This is a genomic window from Paraburkholderia sp. BL21I4N1, assembly GCF_002973525.1.
Lineage (GTDB): Bacteria > Pseudomonadota > Gammaproteobacteria > Burkholderiales > Burkholderiaceae > Paraburkholderia.
The window spans coordinates 120,341-137,694 of record NZ_PVEN01000014.1; the positions used below are offsets into that span (position 1 = coordinate 120,341).

Annotated in this window: 15 protein-coding genes; 4 read left to right on the plus strand and 11 right to left on the minus strand. The window is 63.1% G+C overall.

Features of this window, described 5'->3' with window-relative positions; all coding sequences use genetic code 11:
- The first annotated feature begins 25 nt into the window (after nucleotides 1-25).
- On the plus strand, nucleotides 26-877 hold the full coding sequence (locus tag B0G83_RS28290) for a lipid A biosynthesis lauroyl acyltransferase (RefSeq protein WP_258168364.1): 852 nt from the start codon (nucleotides 26-28) through the stop codon (nucleotides 875-877).
- A gap of 494 nt (nucleotides 878-1,371) precedes the next feature.
- Nucleotides 1,372-1,617 carry a hypothetical protein gene (locus tag B0G83_RS28295; protein ID WP_105510693.1) on the plus strand — a complete coding sequence of 82 codons (246 nt, stop codon included), beginning with the start codon at nucleotides 1,372-1,374 and terminating at the stop codon, nucleotides 1,615-1,617.
- A 243-nt stretch (nucleotides 1,618-1,860) separates the two neighbouring features.
- Here the strand turns inward: B0G83_RS28295 and B0G83_RS28300 are convergent, their stop codons facing one another.
- From B0G83_RS28300 to B0G83_RS28310, 3 genes are read right to left on the minus strand one after another with little or no spacing between them, the layout of a single operon-like run.
- Complete coding sequence (locus B0G83_RS28300; RefSeq protein WP_105510694.1) at nucleotides 1,861-3,390, minus strand: efflux transporter outer membrane subunit; 1,530 nt, start codon at nucleotides 3,388-3,390, stop codon at nucleotides 1,861-1,863.
- A gap of 5 nt (nucleotides 3,391-3,395) precedes the next feature.
- On the minus strand, nucleotides 3,396-6,518 hold the full coding sequence (locus B0G83_RS28305; protein ID WP_105510695.1) for an efflux RND transporter permease subunit: 3,123 nt from the start codon (nucleotides 6,516-6,518) through the stop codon (nucleotides 3,396-3,398).
- Nucleotides 6,515-7,663, minus strand: a complete 1,149-nt coding sequence (locus tag B0G83_RS28310; protein WP_105510696.1) for an efflux RND transporter periplasmic adaptor subunit — start codon at nucleotides 7,661-7,663, stop codon at nucleotides 6,515-6,517. The genes B0G83_RS28305 and B0G83_RS28310 overlap by 4 nt, the downstream gene beginning before the upstream one ends.
- A gap of 219 nt (nucleotides 7,664-7,882) precedes the next feature.
- Here B0G83_RS28310 and B0G83_RS28315 point away from each other — a divergent pair, with 219 nt between their 5' ends.
- Entirely contained in the window at nucleotides 7,883-8,500 is a 618-nt protein-coding gene (locus B0G83_RS28315; protein ID WP_105510697.1) for a TetR/AcrR family transcriptional regulator, read from the plus strand.
- A 104-nt stretch (nucleotides 8,501-8,604) separates the two neighbouring features.
- On the opposite strand, the gene B0G83_RS28320 is transcribed toward B0G83_RS28315, so the two are convergent.
- Entirely contained in the window at nucleotides 8,605-8,817 is a 213-nt protein-coding gene (locus B0G83_RS28320; RefSeq protein ID WP_105510698.1) for a hypothetical protein, read from the minus strand.
- A 261-nt stretch (nucleotides 8,818-9,078) separates the two neighbouring features.
- Here B0G83_RS28320 and B0G83_RS28325 point away from each other — a divergent pair, with 261 nt between their 5' ends.
- Nucleotides 9,079-10,137, plus strand: a complete 1,059-nt coding sequence (locus tag B0G83_RS28325) for a LysR family transcriptional regulator (protein ID WP_105510699.1) — start codon at nucleotides 9,079-9,081, stop codon at nucleotides 10,135-10,137.
- 70 nt (nucleotides 10,138-10,207) lie between these two features.
- On the opposite strand, the gene B0G83_RS38300 is transcribed toward B0G83_RS28325, so the two are convergent.
- From B0G83_RS38300 to B0G83_RS28360, 7 genes are all read right to left on the minus strand, one after another.
- The gene (locus B0G83_RS38300) at nucleotides 10,208-11,656 is read right to left on the minus strand and encodes a hypothetical protein (protein WP_146120308.1); all 1,449 of its coding nucleotides are present in this window, start codon (nucleotides 11,654-11,656) and stop codon (nucleotides 10,208-10,210) included.
- Between the two features lie 131 nt (nucleotides 11,657-11,787).
- Complete coding sequence (locus tag B0G83_RS28335) at nucleotides 11,788-12,177, minus strand: cupin domain-containing protein (RefSeq protein ID WP_105510701.1); 390 nt, start codon at nucleotides 12,175-12,177, stop codon at nucleotides 11,788-11,790.
- A 146-nt stretch (nucleotides 12,178-12,323) separates the two neighbouring features.
- Nucleotides 12,324-13,157: an AraC family transcriptional regulator gene (locus B0G83_RS28340; protein ID WP_105510702.1), complete on the minus strand. Its 834-nt coding sequence runs from the start codon at nucleotides 13,155-13,157 to the stop codon at nucleotides 12,324-12,326.
- Complete coding sequence (locus B0G83_RS28345; protein ID WP_105510703.1) at nucleotides 13,154-13,384, minus strand: DUF2795 domain-containing protein; 231 nt, start codon at nucleotides 13,382-13,384, stop codon at nucleotides 13,154-13,156. The genes B0G83_RS28340 and B0G83_RS28345 overlap by 4 nt, the downstream gene beginning before the upstream one ends.
- Before the next feature lie 103 nt (nucleotides 13,385-13,487).
- Nucleotides 13,488-13,742: a hypothetical protein gene (locus B0G83_RS28350; RefSeq protein WP_105510704.1), complete on the minus strand. Its 255-nt coding sequence runs from the start codon at nucleotides 13,740-13,742 to the stop codon at nucleotides 13,488-13,490.
- A 356-nt stretch (nucleotides 13,743-14,098) separates the two neighbouring features.
- On the minus strand, nucleotides 14,099-15,436 hold the full coding sequence (locus B0G83_RS28355; protein ID WP_105510705.1) for a C45 family peptidase: 1,338 nt from the start codon (nucleotides 15,434-15,436) through the stop codon (nucleotides 14,099-14,101).
- 116 nt (nucleotides 15,437-15,552) lie between these two features.
- Nucleotides 15,553-17,286 (minus strand): ClcB-like voltage-gated chloride channel protein, encoded by a 1,734-nt coding sequence (locus tag B0G83_RS28360; protein ID WP_105510706.1) that lies wholly within the window; start codon nucleotides 17,284-17,286, stop codon nucleotides 15,553-15,555.
- Nucleotides 17,287-17,354: the final 68 nt, after the last annotated feature.

The following is a 17,354-nucleotide window of genomic DNA, read 5'->3' on the forward strand; positions in this document are numbered from 1 at the left end:
GAAAAGTCGAATCCTCATCTGTCTCATGACAGGTCTGTTGCGCGCGTTCGCATTCCTGCCGTATGGCGCCGTCGCGCGGATCGGCACCGCGATCGGCGCTTTGCTGTACCGCATTCCGAGCGCCCGCCGGCGCGTCGTTCACACCAATCTGAAGCTGTGTTTTCCGGACATGAGCGACGAAGCGCGCGAACGGCTCGCGCGGGCGCATTTCTGTCATGTGATCCGCAGTTACGTGGAGCGCGGACCGCAATGGTTCGGCAATGCGCGGGCGCTCGCGCGGCTCGTGGAAGTGGAAAGCGCGATCGATCTGTCCGACATGCAATCGCAGCCGACGATTTTCGTCGGCTTCCATTTCGTCGGGATCGAGGCGGGCTGCATGATGTATTCGACGCGGCATCCGGTGGCGTCGCTTTACACGCCGATGTCGAACCTGCTGCTCGATGCAATGGCGCGGCGTCAGCGAGGCCGTTTCGGCACGGAGATGATTCCGCGCAGCGACAGCGTGCGGCGCGCGTTGCGCGTGCTGCGCGAGGGCAAGCCGGTGATGCTGGCGGCCGATATGGATTTTGGCTTACGCGACTCGGTGTTCGTGCCGTTCTTCGGCGTGCCGGCTTGCACGCTGACGTCCGTGTCGCGGATGGCGCGGGCAGGCAATGCCCGTGTCGTGCCGTTCGTGACGGAAGTGCTGCCGGATTATCGCGGCTACAAGCTGACGATTTTCGAACCGCTAAGTAACTTTCCGTCAGACGACGTGGCCGTCGACGCGCGCAGGATCACCGAATTTCTCGAGACGCAGGTTCGGCGGATTCCCGATCAATATTATTGGGTGCATAAGCGGTTCAAGAACCGGCCGGCGGGAGAGGCGGGGGTTTATTGAGCGTTTGCGGTGAGGGGGCGGCTGCGCTGCCGCTCGGCGTGCCCGCGTCGGCAAATCGGTCTCGCACTGAATCCGTTGCGCGCTCAAGTACTTAGTTGGGATCTCCAGGCGTTATCAACAGGGCTGTCAACATTATCTGTGGATAAGTTGTGGGGCTGCGGGTTGGACGGCGTGCAGGCTATCTTGCACGTACGTTTCCAATCGTTATTCTTCAATTGATATCGTCGTACCACGTTCGCGGATGACATGTCCGTGAACTGTCTACGCGCAGCTACCTGTCGTTCTTTATGCTCAGCTATTCCGAAGCAACGACAACTCCGACGCTGGTTTTGACAAATGCGCTTACGGCAAACCGATTACGAGGCGTTGCCGTGAAGTGACTGAGCGATGCATTGATAAATGCCACGTTCTATTTCAGACTTCCGACTACGGCATTACTTTTTTCAGGTGTAAAAACGCATGTATGGCGGACAACGATTGCTGAAGGAAACGTCATGATTGAAGACAGAAGCGTTGCAGCGGAAGTTAGCGACAAATTGCTCGCGGCGAACCATTCCATCGTGGATGCGCTGAAAGTTGTTGAACAGCACTGCTCGAAGGAGGAGGCGGAGATGTTTCGTGTTGAAGCGGCAAACGTGGCCGGGCATCTGTTCGCGTTTCTTTTAAGGCCTCTTTGGCAGCTTCATCCAGACCTCGCACCCGAAGGCCTGGACATGACCGCCTCGAAGAAAAAGCCGTAGCAGCGCTGAAGGCGCATTCAACCGCGTCTTCAATCGCGACGCGATCTTGTCAGGAGGGCGGATCAACCCGCTCGCCGCGCGCAGATCTCGTCACAAATCGACCGCCGTTGCCCCCATCCGCACCGCCCCCGATAAACCCATTCGCATCAAGCACTTAACCCGTTAGCCCAGGAGTTATCAACAACCCTGTCAACACAAACTGGGGATAACTCAGCGAATGTTGGTACGGAATCCCAGGTTTAGTCAGTTGACTGCCGTCACGTTCGACGCCGGAACCACCGGCGCCGCAGGCGCATTGGCAGAGGTTGCAACGCCACCCGCCGTCTCAACCGGCGGATTTCCCATCGCCTGAAACAACGCCGCCGTATCCGTCAACCTCGCACTCGTATAGCGAATCTCATCGAGCTGCGCATTCCTGAACTGCTGTTCGCTGGAACGCGTCGTCGCGATCGGCACCGCGCCCAGACGATACCGTCCCGACGTTTCCTCGAAAATCCCCTGCGCGGAGCGCGCCGCGACGTTAGCCGAATCCAACGCCTGCGCGTCGTGTTCGAGCGCGGCGAGCGAATCGGCGACGTTCTGGAACGCGGACAGCACGGTCTGCTTGTACTGCGAGACCGTCGCGTCGTACGTATCCACCGCCGCGCGCCGCTGCGCGAACAGCGCCCCGCCGTGGAACAGCGGTTGCGACAGCGAAGCCCCCAGACTCCAGATCGCCCCCGCACCCGAAAGCGCCACCGGCCAGCTAAACCCGCCTTGTCCCATCGACGCGCTCAGCGACAGGCTCGGAAACATCTGCGCCGTCGCAACGCCGACGTCGGCCGCCGCGGCTTTCAATGCGGCGTCGGCCGCCTGAATGTCGGGCCGCGTGCGCAGCAGTTCCGAAGGCACCACCACCGGCACCTGCTGCGGCAACTGCAACTGCGCGAGCGCGAGATCGTCGGGCACGGCGTCCGGCGTGCGGCCGAGCAGCACCGCCAGCGCATGACGCGTGGTCGACCATTGCTGCCGCAAACCCGGCAAGCTCGCCGACAGACTCGCCGCGCTTTGTTGCGCGCTCAACTGATCGGCATGCGAGACCGCGCCCAACACGTAACGCCGCTGCGTGTCGCGCGCCTGATCGTCGGCGAGCGTCACGAGCCGTTCGGTCGTGTCGATCTGCGCACGCAGCGCGGCGCTCGTGATGGCTGCCGTCACGATGTTGGCGGCCAGCGCGCGGCGCGCCGCGTCCAACTGATACGCCTGCACGTTCACGCGCGACGCCAGCGCCGCGTCGGCGAGGCGCGAGGCGCCGAACAGGTCGATCGTGTAGTGCGCCTGCAGTTGCCCGACGAACACGTCGTACAGCATCGTGCTGGGACCGAACCCGGGAATCGTCAACGCGCGATTGCGGGTCGCCTGGCCACCTGCATCGATGGTCGGCAGCATCGAACTGCCGATCTGCGCACGTAACTGCTCGCGCGCGGCGGCCAGGTTTTTGTCGGTGGCGGCGAGTGTCGGACTGTTGCGCAGACCTTCGTCGACCAGTGCGTTCAACGCGTCCGATTGATACTGCTTCCACCATTCGGGCACCGGCTTCGCGCCGACCACGAAGTGCTGCGTGACGCCTTGCGCGGCCACGGTCTGGGTCGGCTGCGCGGCGGCGCCGTAGTGAGCCGGCTGCGGCATCGCAGGCGGTGCGCCATTGGGCCCGAACGAACAGGCGGCGAGCGCGCACGTCGCACTGGCCAGCGTGACGATGCGCGGATAGCGGAAGAAGGGGATCGTAGCCATGCTCATCAATTTCCCGAATGCGCCGCGCCGGACGGTGCCGGTGGCTCGCGCTCGTCGCCGCGCACCCTGAACGACGCGGCGTACAGCGCGGGCAGATAGAACAGCGTGAGGATGGTCGCGCTGGTAATGCCGCCCATCAGCGCGGTTGCCATCGGACCGAAGAAGTTCGAGCGCAACAGCGGAATCAGCGCGAGCACGGCCGCGGCGGCGGTCAGCGTGATCGGCCGGAAACGCCGCACGGTCGCGCCGACGATCGCGTCGAAACGCTGATGTCCCGCAGCAATGTCCTGCTCGATCTGATCGACCAGAATCACCGAGTTACGCATGATGATGCCGAACATCGCGATCACGCCGAGCATGGCGACGAAGCCGAACGGCTGACCGAACAGCAGCAGCGTGGCGACCACGCCGATCAGCCCGAGCGGCGCGGTCAGCACCACCATCAGCACGCGCGCGAAGCTCTGCAACTGGATCATCAGCAGCGTCAGCACGGCAATGATCATGATCGGCATCTGCGCGTTGATCGATGTCTGCCCTTTGCCGCTTTCCTCGACCGAGCCGCCGATCTCGATCCGGTAGCCGACCGGCAGCGTCGCGCGAATGGAACTCAACGCCTTGTCGACCGCATGCGTGACGTCGATGCCTTGCGCGCCCGGCGCCACGTCGGACTGCACGGTGATGGTCGGCTGGCGATCGCGTTCCCAGATCACACCGTATTCGAGATTGTTGCGCAGATGGCCGAGCGTACCGAGCGGCACCGGACCGTTCGGCGTCGGCATGGCCAGTGTGACGAGCTGCGCTGGATCGACGCGTTCCGCTTTCGGCGCGCGCAGATCGACGCTGATCAGCTTGTCGCGTTCGCGATACTGCGTGACGGTGTAGCCGGACAAGGTCATCGCGAGGAAGCTGGAAATGTCGTCGGAGCTCACGCCGAGTTCGCGCGCTTTCTTCTGATCGACTTCGAAGCGCACCGAGCGTTCGGCCGGCTCGTCCCAATCGAACTGGACGTTGCGGGTGCCACCGTCGGCGCGCAGCGTGGCCGCGACGCGCTCGGCGATCGCGCGAACGGTGGCGATGTCGTCGCCGCTCACGCGAAACTGCACCGGGTAACCGACCGGCGGCCCGTTCTCGAGACGCGACAGGCGCGTGCGGATCGCCGGGAAGTTATTGCGCAATTCCGGTTCGAGCCACTGCGCGAGCTTCTCGCGGTCTTTCACGGATTTCGCGGTGATCACGAACTGCGCGAAATTCGGCGTCTGCAATTGCTGGTCGAGCGGCAGGTAGAAGCGCGGCGCGCCGCTGCCGACGAAGTCCACCGTATGATCGATTTCAGGCCGGCCCACCAGCACTTTTTCGAGCCGTTGAGCTTCCCGCAGCGTTGCCTGGAACGAAGCGCCTTCGGGCAGCCGCACGTCGACCAGCAACTCGGGACGGTCGGAGCTCGGGAAGAACTGTTGCGGCACCAGCGTGAAGCCCGCCATGGCCACCACGAACAGCACCACGGTGATCGCCAGCACGATGAAGCGCCGCTCGATGCACCAGCTGATCCAGCCGCGCAGCCGCGTGTAGAAGCGTGTGTCGTAGATGTCGTGTTCGTGGTCGTCCGCTTCGTGCGCCTGGCGTTTGCGCTCCGGCAGCATGTGATAGCCGAGCAGCGGAATCAGCACGACCGCCGCGAGCCACGACGCGATCAACGCGATCGCCGACACTTCGAAGATGGACCGCGTGTATTCGCCTGTGCTCGACTTGGCGAGCGCGATCGGCAGGAAGCCGGACACGGTCACGAGCGTGCCGGTCAGCATCGGAAACGCCGTGCTGGTGTACGCATAGGCGGCCGAGCGCGTGCGGTTCCAGCCTTGCTCCAGCTTCACCGACATCATTTCGACGGCGATGATCGCGTCGTCGACCAGCAGCCCGAGCGCGAGCACCAGCGTGCCGAGCGACACCTTGTGCAAGCCGATATCGAACAGATACATGCACAACGCGGTGACGGCGAGCACGACCGGAATCGAGATCACCACCACCATGCCCGTGCGCACGCCGAGCGACAGCAGGCTGACCACCAGCACGATCGCGATTGCTTCGGCCACGGCTTCGAGGAAGTCGTCGACCGATTGCGCGACGGCGTGCGGCATGCTCGACACTTCGACGAGCTGCAGGCCCGTGGGCAGCGCCTGACGCAACTGGACCATCTGCTTGTCGAGCGCCTTGCCGAGCTGGATCACGTCGCCGCCCGGCTGCATCGTCACGCCGATGCCGAGCACGGCCTTGCCGCCGGAACGCATCTGCGTGACGACCGGATCGTCGTAGCCGCGTTTGATCGTGGCGATGTCGCCGAGACGGAACGAACGGTTGTTGATGCGGATCAGCGTGTCGGCGAGTGCGTTGACGTCTTTGAACTGGCCGGTGGGGCGCACGAACACGCGGTCGTCGGTGGTGGTCAGCGTGCCCGCCGCCGAGACGCTGTTCTGCGAATTGATCGCCTGGCCGAGTTGCTGCGGCGAGATGCCCAGACGCGTGAGTTGCGTGTTGGCGATCTCGATGTAGATGTGCTGATCCGGATCGCCGAAATAATCGACCTTACCGACTCCCGGCACCCGCAGCAGCACCGTACGCAACTGGTCCGCGTAGTCGTGCAGTTGCGCGGCGGAGAAGCCGTCGCCTTCGAGCGTGTAGATGTTGGTGTAGACGTCGCCGAACTCGTCGTTGAAGAACGGGCCTTGAATGCCCGGCGGCAGCGTGGCCGCGATATCGCCGACTTTCTTGCGCACCTGATACCAGGTTTCGGGCACGTCCTTGACCGGCGCCGAGTCTTTCATCGAGAAGAACATCAGCGACTCGCCGGGGCGCGAATAGCTGCGCACGAAGTCGATGGCCGGCGTTTCCTGCAATTTGCGGCCGATGCGGTCCGTCACCTGCTCCTGCACCTGGCGCGCGGTGGCGCCGGGCCAGAAGGTGCGGATCACCATCACGCGGAACGTGAAGGGCGGGTCTTCGGATTGCGCGAGCTTTGTATAGGCCAGGATGCCGAAGGCGGTGGCGAGCGCGATCAGGAAAACGACCAGCGCCTGATGGCGCAGCGCCCATGCGGACAGGTTGAAGCGTCCCTCTTCATGCGGGGTGCTCATGAAGCGAAGTCCTCGGGATGCAGCGGCGCAACCACCCGGACTTTCTCGCCGGCGGTGACGGTGTGCACGCCTTGCAGCACGACGCGCTCGCCGTCCTTGAGCCCCTGGCCGATCACGATAGTGCGCTCGTTGTAGCGCGTGACCGTGACGCGGCGCAGTTCCAGCGCGTTGTCCGCGGCGCGTACGATCCACACGGCCGGTTGCGTGCCGTCGTGGAACAACGCCGTAGCGGCAACGGTGAAGGCGCCGCCGTTCTGATTCGCGTTGCCGTTGGCCGGCGCGGCGAGCGCGATATCTGCGGTCATGCCGAGGCGCACGTCCGGGCCGGGATTGTCGAGCGTGAGTTTGGCGCGATAGGTGCGGCTGTGCGGATCGGCGGCGGGCGACAGTTCGCGCACGCGTGCGCTGAACTTGCGGCCCGGCAGCGCGGCCAGCGTGACGCTCGCGGTTTGGCCGACCGACAGCGCGGCCAGCGCGCTTTCCGGCACGTCGCAGACCACGTCGATGTCGCCGCTCCACGCGAGGTTGTAGACGGCCTGACCGGCGGACACGTTCTGGCCGGTGTCGGCCTGCTCGGCGGTAATCACGCCGGCGTGATCCGCGGCGAGCGTGGTGTACTGCAACTGATCTTTCGACAACGCGGCCTGCTGCGCGGCCTGATCGCGCTGCGCGGCCGCCGAAGCGTAAGCATTGGTGGTCTGTTCGAGCTGGGCGGGGGCGATCAGATTTTCTTTCGCCTGCGCCTGATCGCGATCGAGCTGCTGCTTCGCGTAGACAAGGCTGTGCTCCGCGGCGGCCAGTTGAGCCTGCGCGCTGGCGGCATTCTTCTGCTGATCGGCCGGGTCGAGACGGGCGACGATCTGACCGTTCTTCACGACGTCGCCGAGCCGCACCAGCCGCTCGACGATCTTGCCGCTCACCCGAAACGATAGCGGCGTCGAATAGCGCGCCTGAACTTCGCCGGGCAGCGAGGCCGCCTGTTGGGCATTGCCGTCGGCATGCACCGCCACGGCAACCACCGGACGCGGCGTGTTCTCCGCCACTTCTTTCTTCGAGCACGCCGTCAGTGCGACGACGCCGGCAAGGCTTAGCGCGAGCACGGCGCGCCGCGCGCGCCGACCATGCCGATGAGACTGCTGGCGCATCGCTGACGATGCGGGAGGACCGGGACGCTTCACAATTACTCCAACAGGAGACAGCGTACGAACACGGCAAGCCGCAGCGGCCCGCCAGCGATAACGTGTATGCCGATCCATGCAACCGGCATACGTAGTTGACTTCGAATGAATCCGTGCATTCTAATACACACCTGTATTTGAATGTGATGCTGAATTGGAAATCTTTTCAGTGCTAGACTTCCGCCCATGAAAAGGCAAAGACTCACTCGCGAGCAGAGCAAAGACCAGACGCGCCTGCGTCTGCTCGATGCCGCGCAAGCAATTTTTATGAAGAAAGGTTTTGTCGCGGCGAGCGTCGAAGACATCGCGGCGGCGGCGGGCTACACACGTGGCGCGTTCTATTCGAACTTTCGCGGCAAGAACGAGCTGTTTCTCGAACTGTTGAGGCGCGATCACGAAGCCATGCAGGGCGGGCTACAGGCAATCTTCGCGAGCGCGGCGTCGCGTGAGGAAATGGAGGCGCGCGTGCTGCGCTACTACAGCACGCTACATTGCGAGAACAAGTGTTTTCTGCTGTGGGCGGAGGCCAAGTTACTGGCGGTGCGCGACGGCCGTTTCCGGATCCGCTTCAACGCGTTCATGCACGAGAAGCTGGAACAACTGGGCGCGTATATTCGCGAATTCTCGGCGCGAGTCGGCACGCCGATGCTGATGACGCCTGAAACGCTGGCAATCGGTTTGATGGGTTTGTGCGACGGCGTGCAGTTCTTCTACACGATCGATCCGCAAAACGTGCCGACGGAGCTGGCTGAGAAGGTGCTGGCGGGATTCTTCGCGCGCGTGGTGTTCGGCCGCGACGCGTAATTAACGGCGCGCGGCGATCGGCCAGCTACGAGAGCGTGCGCCGGCGTACGGCGAGGGCGCGCAGCGTGCGAGGGCAGTCGGGCGACGTGGCCGCCGCCCGCTAATTAGTTGGTCGGGAATTGCGCACAGGCGTCGGCAACCGGCGACGAGCAGGCGAACGAATACTGCCCGCTGTAGCGCAGGGCTTCTTCGCCAACGTGTAAAACGACCTTGATATCCGGGCAGCGCTCATAAGCGATAAAGGCCGAACAGGCCGCCGCGGACCAGCAAACCAGCGAAAACGCGATTTTTTCCAGAAGCTGAAAACGATGTGTCATAGCGATTAATTTCCTTTCGGGCGCTATGTTACCAGCATATAAGGGTTTATACCTACTCAAAATCCGCAATAAAAGCTCGCAAAAGTGACGGGCGGCGCTGCGTCAACCTGACCGGATTGTCATGTTCGAGTCAGGGTTGGGACATGATCGGATCGATACAATCGGAAACGTTGGGCAAACCCGCGCGCGCCTGGTCGCCCGGGTCGACACAGGCGGCCAGAGGTGGCGCCGGCCCGGCTTTACCGAGGCAGGAGTCGTCCCATGAATCAATTGCAATCCATGCGCGTGTTCGTCAAAGTCGCCGATCTCGGCAGTTTCGTCGGCGCGGCCGGCGCGCTGGATCTGTCCACCGCGGTCGTCACGCGTCACGTGGCCGATCTGGAGGCGCGCCTGGGCACGCGGCTGCTCAATCGCACCACTCGGCGTCTGTCGCTAACCGAGTCGGGCAGCACGTATCTGGAGCGCGTGCGGCATATTCTCGACGACCTCGAAGGCGTCGAGCAGATGGTGGTGGCGCGCAATCACGAACCGGTCGGCACCTTGCGCATCGTGGCGCCGGTGGTGTTCGGGCTGCATAGTCTTGCGCCCGTGGTGCAGTCGTACGCGGCGCGCTATCCGGATGTGATGCCGGACGTCACGCTGGCGGATCGCCAGGTGGATCTGGTCGAGGAGGGTTACGACGTCGGCATCATGGTCACGCGGCATATGCGCAGCGCGAGCATCGTCACGCGGCGGCTGACCACCGGCTATATGACGGTCTGCGCGACGCCCGCCTATCTGGCGCAGCACGGCACGCCGACGCGCCCCGAGCATCTGCTCGAGCATCCCTGTCTGAGCCGGCCGTCCGAGCAGGGCGGCGACGAGCGGGTGTTCACCGGTCCGGAGGGCGAGGTCCGCGTGCGGCCCAGCAATGCGATCGCCGCGAACAACACCGAGATGCTCAGGCAGTTCGCGCTGCTGGGCATGGGCGTCGCGATTCTGCCGAGTTATCTGATCGGCCGCGATCTGGCGTCCGGGCGGCTCGTGCCGTTGCTCGGCGACTACCGGTTGCCGCAGATTGAAATCACGATTGCGTATCCGAGCCGGTTGCACTTGCCGGCTAAGGTGCGAACCTTTATCGATCATCTGGTCGAGTATTTCCAGCCGGGCCAGGCGTCGCCGCGCGACCGGTCGGCCGCGGCGTTTGCATTCGGGGTAACCGCGCTGGATCCCGCGCACGATCTGCCGGACGCGGATTTGCACGGCGAAGCGGTGCGTTCGGTGCGTACTGCCGCGCGAACGCGGAGTGCGGCGCCGGTGTCGGCTTCGTCGCCGATCTGATTGGAAAAGGGGCGTTGGTGAAGGGCATTGCGTGACGCTCGCGTGCCGGCGCCCCTTTTTTTGTCGATATTCACGCGCCGTATTTCTTCTTCAGATAGTCGATAAGGTGGAAACCCAGAATCCCGCCAGCCACGTTGACCTTCGACCAGTTCCAGAATTCCAGTTGCCCCTTGAGTTGTCGATCGCGGAAATAGCCGGCAACGTCATTGTCGAATTCGTTCTGAAGCCGTGACCTTTCCTTTATAACACCCTGCATGCTGTTGTCGCCGTTTCCGAAACGATATAGTGCGTCCTCGTAAAACGTTTTTCTGGCCTCGATATATTGAATGGTTTCGTCGTTTTTCCTGTAAGGCATGATTCTAGTGACCAGGTTTCCTTCGCCCGAGAAAGGCAACTTGAGCGATATTTTTTTCAGGGACTTGAGCGAGCGGCCGTCCAGTTTGAAGATTGGACTGTCGTCATTAAGTGCCTCGCGTTGCAGGATATACACGTCCCGTTTGAAGTCCTGACGGGCAGTCAGTTCGTTTCTATACGTGTTCGAAGTAATCTGGGGAATTGATTTGGCAGGGTCCAGAAGCGTTTCATGAAATTTCGAATTGAACAGAACCAGATCCATGGTCTGATCGTCGATGTAATTCATGAGATTGGTTTTTTGATTTTTTATCAGCGCTTGCCAGATGTTGGAAAGATTTTTGCCTTTGGTTTCTTCGGTGCCCCACACTTCCTGCCATCGTTTCATGAAGGGTGAATTTCTTTCGTTAGAAAGTGGGCCGAGGGTCGAGTTTTTATTTTCTCCAAAATAAGGTTCCTTCGTGCCCATATTGAGCCATGCCGGATTCCTGTCCATTTTCAAATGCCCGAGCTGACTATTGGCTTCGTCGATGGAGTTGAATTTTGAGTAAAACAATAATTCGCGATTGCTTGGCGGCGGTGGCAGTGGCAGATCCTGCCCTCTGGCTCGGCGCAAGGCATTCCTCCTGACGAAGGGCCGCGGAGTAGATTCGTTGTCAAAGTGTCCATCGCCTTCGAGGGGCGATGCCAATTTCGATCGACCTGGATTGGAATAACCTGACGTCGTCGCGACAGGTTGCGCATCGGCGAAGTCTGACCGCGTTCCCGCCGGCATAGAGGCGGATCCCTGATTGCCGTGTGCCGGCCGCTTTGAATAACGGGCCTGACCTGTTTGCGGACTGAGGCTCGCGTGGCCATCCGGCGACGGGACCGGTTCATTTGCTTTTTTCGGCGATCGCGGCGGCCGGGTTGGGCTCAGCGGATAACTTGGTTGCCCTTCGACTCGTTGCGGCGGATTAAAGAACGAATCGGCACCGAACCGTGCTGTCGAGTCAAACGCGCATTCAGGCATGTAAATGTGCGGCTGACTATCTGACGGCATGTCTCGTCGATCTGGCTGTAGCGTGGTAATCGCGTCGCCATGCCTGGCCGGGACGGCTTCCGAAACTAAAGGCGAGGGGTCTTGCAAACGTTGCTGCGGCTGATCCTGGTTAGTCGCGATTTTCATAGCTCCACTCCTTGGGCAGTAATGAGCCGTGCCGGCATCGGCAGGAGTGTTCAGTATTCGGGGAAATATCCTCGCCAGGTGGTACATAGGTGCGCCTGAGCGACGGCCGGCGCATCCACGTTTTTCAATGGCTAGATCCACACGTCGTTTTCGGCGGTGCGGTCGCTGGTTTCGTCGCCGGTATTTTTCACGCCGCGCGGCTCGATCAGCATCATCTTGACCTCGCGTTCGGCGGACGGCTTATGCTCGACGCCCTTGGGCACCACGAACATTTCCCCGGCTGAGACCAGCACGAAACCGTCACGCATGTCGATCCGCAACTGGCCGTCGAGCACGATAAACGTCTCGTCGGTATCGGCGTGGTCGTGCCAGATGAATTCACCTTCGATCCGTACCACCTTGAACTGGTAGTCGTTCATTTCCGCGACCACGCGCGGCTGCCAATGATCGTGAATACGGGCCAGTTTGTCGGCGAAATTGATGGGCTGGTAGCTCGCTTGGGTCGTTTGATCGTTTGACATGGAAGGTGCCTCCTGAGCACGATGGGTCAGGCCGGAGCATAGTGCTCGACCCCGCTCAGGGTCTTGCACGTTTGTGCGCGTGCAGGTGGCGCGATGCGCGAGGGGTTGGGCTTTCCTGCCGGGAGGTCCGCGAATGCCGCCTTCGTTCAGCGCCGACCCGGCGCCGAAGCGCCCAGCATCTTCAGCCACTGCGCCGGCGCCACGCCCCACGTGCGTTTGAAATGCCGGGTCATATGGCTCTGATCGGTGAAGCCGCTGGCGGCCGCCGCATCGGCGAGCGACATGCCATGAACCACCCGTTGCCGGACCCGATCGAGACGCCGCATGGTCAGATAGCGATGCGGGCTGGTGCCGAATAGCGCGCGAAAATCCCGCGACAAACTCCAGCGGTCGCGACCGGTCGCGGTGGCCAGTTCGTCGAGCGTGACCGCGTTCTCTAGCGAGGCCAGCAGATACTCGCGAGCGCGCGCCGCGGCGTGAAAATCCACCGGACGTCGCGTGCTCGCGGCGCCGGCCACGGCGTCGAGCGCGATCGCCAGGTCGTAAAGGGCATCGTCCTGTTCGAGCGGGTCGAGCGCGTTATGCATCATGCGCAGCAGGTTTGCGGTGGCGGTGAAAAGACGCAGATCGTCCGACAGTCCGCCTTTGACGAACGGCAACGGCTTGCCGCCGAGCGCCTGCTGCAGCAGCGCCGGGTCGACGTAGATCATGCGGTAGCGGAAGCCGTCGCCGGTGCCGGCCTGGCCGTCATGCGGTTCGTCGGGATGCAGCACCATCGTGCCGCCTGGCAGGCTGTTGCAGGAGCCGCCGCGATAACGAAAATTTTGCACGCCGGCCAACGTGTGGCCGATGGCATAGGTATCGTGCCGGTGCATCGCGTAGGCGTTGTGATGAAAGAACGCCTCGATCCGCTCGATGCCGTTCGCGGCATCCGACAGCGGTGAGCGATAGATCCAGTCGGTGCCGGACGGTGGACTCACGCGCCCAGTCCCGGGCCGAAACTGCCGCCGATCAGCCGCGTCACGGCGGCCACGTCGGCGTAATCCTGTTCCGGCAAACCGTCGAGCATGGACAGCACTTCGTTGCTCGCACCGGCTTCGCGCGCGGCGTCGACGAGGCCATCTTTATTCGCCGGGAAATGGACTTCGCCGAGCACGTCGGCGATTTGCAGATCAATCGATTCGCCGGGAATGGCCGATGCGGTCATGCAAACGCTCCTGCGGATTCGTTGGAAGGATGAAGCCTGCGATTCGCCTTAACGACGCAACACAATACGCAACTCTAGCAACTTCGCGCGGCGCGCGCCGATGTCAGGTCTGAAGATGCTCGTCCTGGCCGGTAAAGCTGCGCTCGAGATGTCGGGACTTCGGCAACGCAATATGTTGCCATTGTTGCGGACGGGTGCCGTCCGTGGCGGCGACGCCCGGCGCCGCGGGGGCGACCGGTGCGGCATTGGCGCGTTCGGCGAGGCTGTTCGCGTCGGTACCGTCGCGCGCGGTATGCACCGGCGCGGCGAAACACGAAGCTGACAGTGTCACCATGGTCAACAGTGTCGAGGTTTTCATCGCCCGACCTCCTAAGCTCATGCGGCGCTGTCAGTTGAGCAAGCGCTGTGCCGTCCCCGCGTCGAAAGGAAGGCGCAAGCTGCGCGCGATGTCGTCGTATGCGAATTGCGTGCATCTACCATCTTAGATGGCAAATCCTGCAACGCGCGCACATTTGCGACAAAACGGTATTGTAAATTTCAAATGATGGCAGCCAAAAGGCAGGTCTAGGATAAGCCGGAAATAGCGCGGCGGCGAACTGGCCGCAAAGGCCTGGCCGGCGGCTCTGTTGCGCTGCGGCGGAGCGCGCTGCGGCCAAGCGTGGCACGCTTGACCGGCCGCGTGGCGATGCGAACCCGCAGGCGCTGCGTGCTCTCCTAGCGCACCGCCTCGAACCGCGTCCACGGCCACGACGGCCGGTCGCGCATATACCCATTCAACCAGTTCCACTGCGGATGCCGCTTCATGAACGCCTGCGCGTCGAACGGCCGTCCGCACGGATGCCCCCAGCGGGCGGCGAACGCCATTGCGCTCGCCATGTCGCTGTCGGCCACTTTACCGTCGTTCGCGCCCCACGGATTGAACGGCCCCTGATCGTTGCCGCCGAAGCGCGCGTCGTCCAGTTCCAGGTGCCCGCAGATGGTGCGCGAGCAGGGATTGTCGGGACGGTCGAGATACACGTCGTGGTGATCGGCAATCATCGCCTTGGCCAGTTCGACGTCGATCTTGCCGTGATGCAATTCCGCGAGCTGCATGAAGCGCAACCGCCGTGCGCCGTTCTTGCGCACGTCGGTGTAATCCTCGCCTTCGCCGATGCATTCCTGATTGCGGATTTTCAGATCGGTGGCGGTGTTGTAGCCACTGTAGAACCCATCCTTCGTGCTCTCGAAGCCGGCGTAATGCAGCCCGAGTTCGTAGCGCGCGATCTCGCCGGTCTTGGTGTCGCCGAGCAGCCAGCTGTTCGCGTAGCCGCCGTTGTTGGCGAGCGCGAACAGCTCGCACCATTCGGCGATGCTGTTCGCGTATTGCGACGCGCGCCGTGAGCGATAGAACTCGGGCGCGCCCGCCGCGTGATAGCCGACGAAGTTCGAGATGGTGGTTTCGGTCACCATTAGCCCGGCGGCGGTGATCCAGAAGTCGGTGAGGCTCGATATGCAGCCCGGCAAACCTTGCATGAGAATGCGGTTGCCGCGCTCCGGCACGATGTCGAACACCACGTTGAACGCGTCGCCGGCGGCGTAGCGGTCCCACGAGTTATGCGCCATCACGATGCGGCCGTCGCGCGTGGCGCTACCGGTCGCGATGAATGCGCTGCAATGATGGCCGCGCCGGCCACGCCACGGTTTCAGGCCCAGCTCGGGCTTCTGCTGCGCCGCGTGGGCCGGCCACCAGCTTTGCAGCAGATCCATGTAGCCGTTCCACGCCAGCACTTCGGCGAACGGCAGCTTCGCGCCGTCGGCGATGCCCTGGATTTCGTCGGCGAATTCGGTGTCGAGCTGGTTGGCGAACTGCGACACGGCGGCGCCGACGAAGGTGTCGAAGTCTTCGCCGGTGTCCCACTTCGCGAGGTAGCGGGCGGTGTGGATCGCGTTGCGGATTTCGGTGGCGAGTAGCTGGCCGTGCTGTTCGCCGCGATCGTACGGTTCACCCTCGATATGCACGAAAATCCAGCCCGCCTGATCGCGGCGCACGGCATCGTGTGACGATTCGCTCATGTTCGCTCCGGTGCTCACTTCTTGCTGCAGCGATCTCCCTATTGTAGAAAGTCTGCTGGGCTTTGCACGGAGCGGAAGGGGCGCAAGGTGGGGCTGATCTGACGGCGAGCGAGCGCTCAGCGCGTCGGATTCATCCGGAAATAAGCATCGAGCAGCGACGTTTTGTAGACCACGCCCGCGAGTTTCGGATGCGCGGCGCTTTCAACCACCGGCAGCCGCTCGCCCTGAAACGCCATGAAGTGCTGCAACGCGACGCCGAGCGGCATGTCGGGCGTCAGCACGTCGAAATGCGGCTGCAGATAGTCAGCGGCGGTCTTCGCGGCGGTGTCGCGTTTCTCAAGCAGATCGGAGGTGATGTCCTTCAGCGCCACCACGCCGAGAAACGCGCCCGACTCGTTCGCCACGTACAGATACTTCACCGGATACTCGAGAAACACGCGCGTCATATCGTGCACCGTCGCGTTCGGCGGCACGACGGTTTCGGCGGGCCGGATCAGTTCGCGCATCTGCGTGGAGCGCAGCCGCGAACGCGCCTGTTCCTCCTGATTACGGTGCAGCGTGATCTCGTACATCGACGTCTTGCCGATTGCGCGCGAGACGAAATACGCGACCACGCACGACAGCATCAGCGGCAGCACCACCTGATAGCTGAGCGTCATTTCGAAGATCATCAGGATCGCCATCAGCGGCGCCTGGGTCGCGCCGGCCAGGAACGCGCCCATGCCGACCATCGCGTACGCGAACGGCGCCGAGGTGCCGTGCGGCCACAGCGCATGCATGCCCTGGCCGAACAGCGAGCCGACCACCGCGCCGACGAACAGCGTCGGCGTAAACACCCCGCCGACCGCGCCGGAACCCGCGGTCGCGGCGGTCGCGACGAGCTTGAACGCCAGCACCAGCACGAGCGCGGTCCAGGTCCACGGCGAGTGCAGAATCGAGTTGACCACGCTATAGCCGTTGCCCCATACCTCGGGCGACCAGACCGACAGAATGCCGACCACCAGACCGCCGATCGCGAGGCGCACCGGCAGCGGCAACGGCAGCTTGCGAAAGCTCGCCTTGGATACATCCAGCAGTCGCAGAAACTGCGGCGCCGCCGCGCCGCACAGCGCGCCGAGCGCGACGAACAGCAGCACTTCGAGGCCGGCCACCGGCGGAAACACCGGCATCTCGTACGGCGGCTTGTAGCCGGCGAATTCACGCATCGTGATGTTTGCGACCACGGCCGCGACCACCACCGGCCCGAAGCTTTCCATGGCGATCGAACCGAGCACGATCTCGGTGACGAAAAACGCGCCGGCAATCGGCGCGCTATACGCGGACGTGATACCGGCCGCCGCGCCGCACGCCACCAGCAGACGCAGCCGTGGCGGATCGAAATGCACCCAGCGGCCGATCAGCGACGCGGCCAGCGCCGCCAGTTGCACCATCGGCCCTTCGCGGCCGATCGAGCCGCCGCTCGAAATCGTGAACAGCGACGACACGCTGCGCCAGAAGCTCAGTTTCACCGGCACCACGCCGTCGCCGATCGCGACCGCTTCCATGTAGTCGACGTGGCTGTTCTTGTCCGCATGACGTCGCGCGATCAGCAGGAAGAAACCGGCGATCAGACCGCCGGCGGCGGGCAGCCAGATGCGCACCGTCCACGGCAGACTGCGCGCCATTTCGACGAAGCTGCCGGACTTGCCGACTGTCGCCAGTTGCAGCAGCGCGATAGCCTCACGAAAAGCGATCGTCGCGAAGGCGCCGGCGACGCCGACCACCACCGACCAGACCAGCATCGTGTGGGCGTCGGAGAGGCGGAACAGATGTTGGGCGCGGGTGCGCAGCTTCAGCAGGAATGAAAGCACGTCGGCGTGACAGGGTGTGAGGGGTTGAACGGCGGCATGCCTCGCAACGGCCGTACGCGCGCCGCGGA

Bases quoted from the DNA above. Each gene is read 5' to 3' on its own strand.
- B0G83_RS28290 (WP_258168364.1), top strand. From the start codon at position 26: ATGACAGGTCTGTTGCGCGCGTTCGCATTCCTGCCGTATGGCGCCGTC.
- B0G83_RS28295 (WP_105510693.1), top strand. From the start codon at position 1,372: ATGATTGAAGACAGAAGCGTTGCAGCGGAAGTTAGCGACAAATTGCTC.
- B0G83_RS28300 (WP_105510694.1), bottom strand. From the start codon at position 3,390: ATGGCTACGATCCCCTTCTTCCGCTATCCGCGCATCGTCACGCTGGCC.
- B0G83_RS28305 (WP_105510695.1), bottom strand. From the start codon at position 6,518: ATGAGCACCCCGCATGAAGAGGGACGCTTCAACCTGTCCGCATGGGCG.
- B0G83_RS28310 (WP_105510696.1), bottom strand. From the start codon at position 7,663: ATGCGCCAGCAGTCTCATCGGCATGGTCGGCGCGCGCGGCGCGCCGTG.
- B0G83_RS28315 (WP_105510697.1), top strand. From the start codon at position 7,883: ATGAAAAGGCAAAGACTCACTCGCGAGCAGAGCAAAGACCAGACGCGC.
- B0G83_RS28320 (WP_105510698.1), bottom strand. From the start codon at position 8,817: ATGACACATCGTTTTCAGCTTCTGGAAAAAATCGCGTTTTCGCTGGTT.
- B0G83_RS28325 (WP_105510699.1), top strand. From the start codon at position 9,079: ATGAATCAATTGCAATCCATGCGCGTGTTCGTCAAAGTCGCCGATCTC.
- B0G83_RS38300 (WP_146120308.1), bottom strand. From the start codon at position 11,656: ATGAAAATCGCGACTAACCAGGATCAGCCGCAGCAACGTTTGCAAGAC.
- B0G83_RS28335 (WP_105510701.1), bottom strand. From the start codon at position 12,177: ATGTCAAACGATCAAACGACCCAAGCGAGCTACCAGCCCATCAATTTC.
- B0G83_RS28345 (WP_105510703.1), bottom strand. From the start codon at position 13,384: ATGACCGCATCGGCCATTCCCGGCGAATCGATTGATCTGCAAATCGCC.
- B0G83_RS28350 (WP_105510704.1), bottom strand. From the start codon at position 13,742: ATGAAAACCTCGACACTGTTGACCATGGTGACACTGTCAGCTTCGTGT.
- B0G83_RS28355 (WP_105510705.1), bottom strand. From the start codon at position 15,436: ATGAGCGAATCGTCACACGATGCCGTGCGCCGCGATCAGGCGGGCTGG.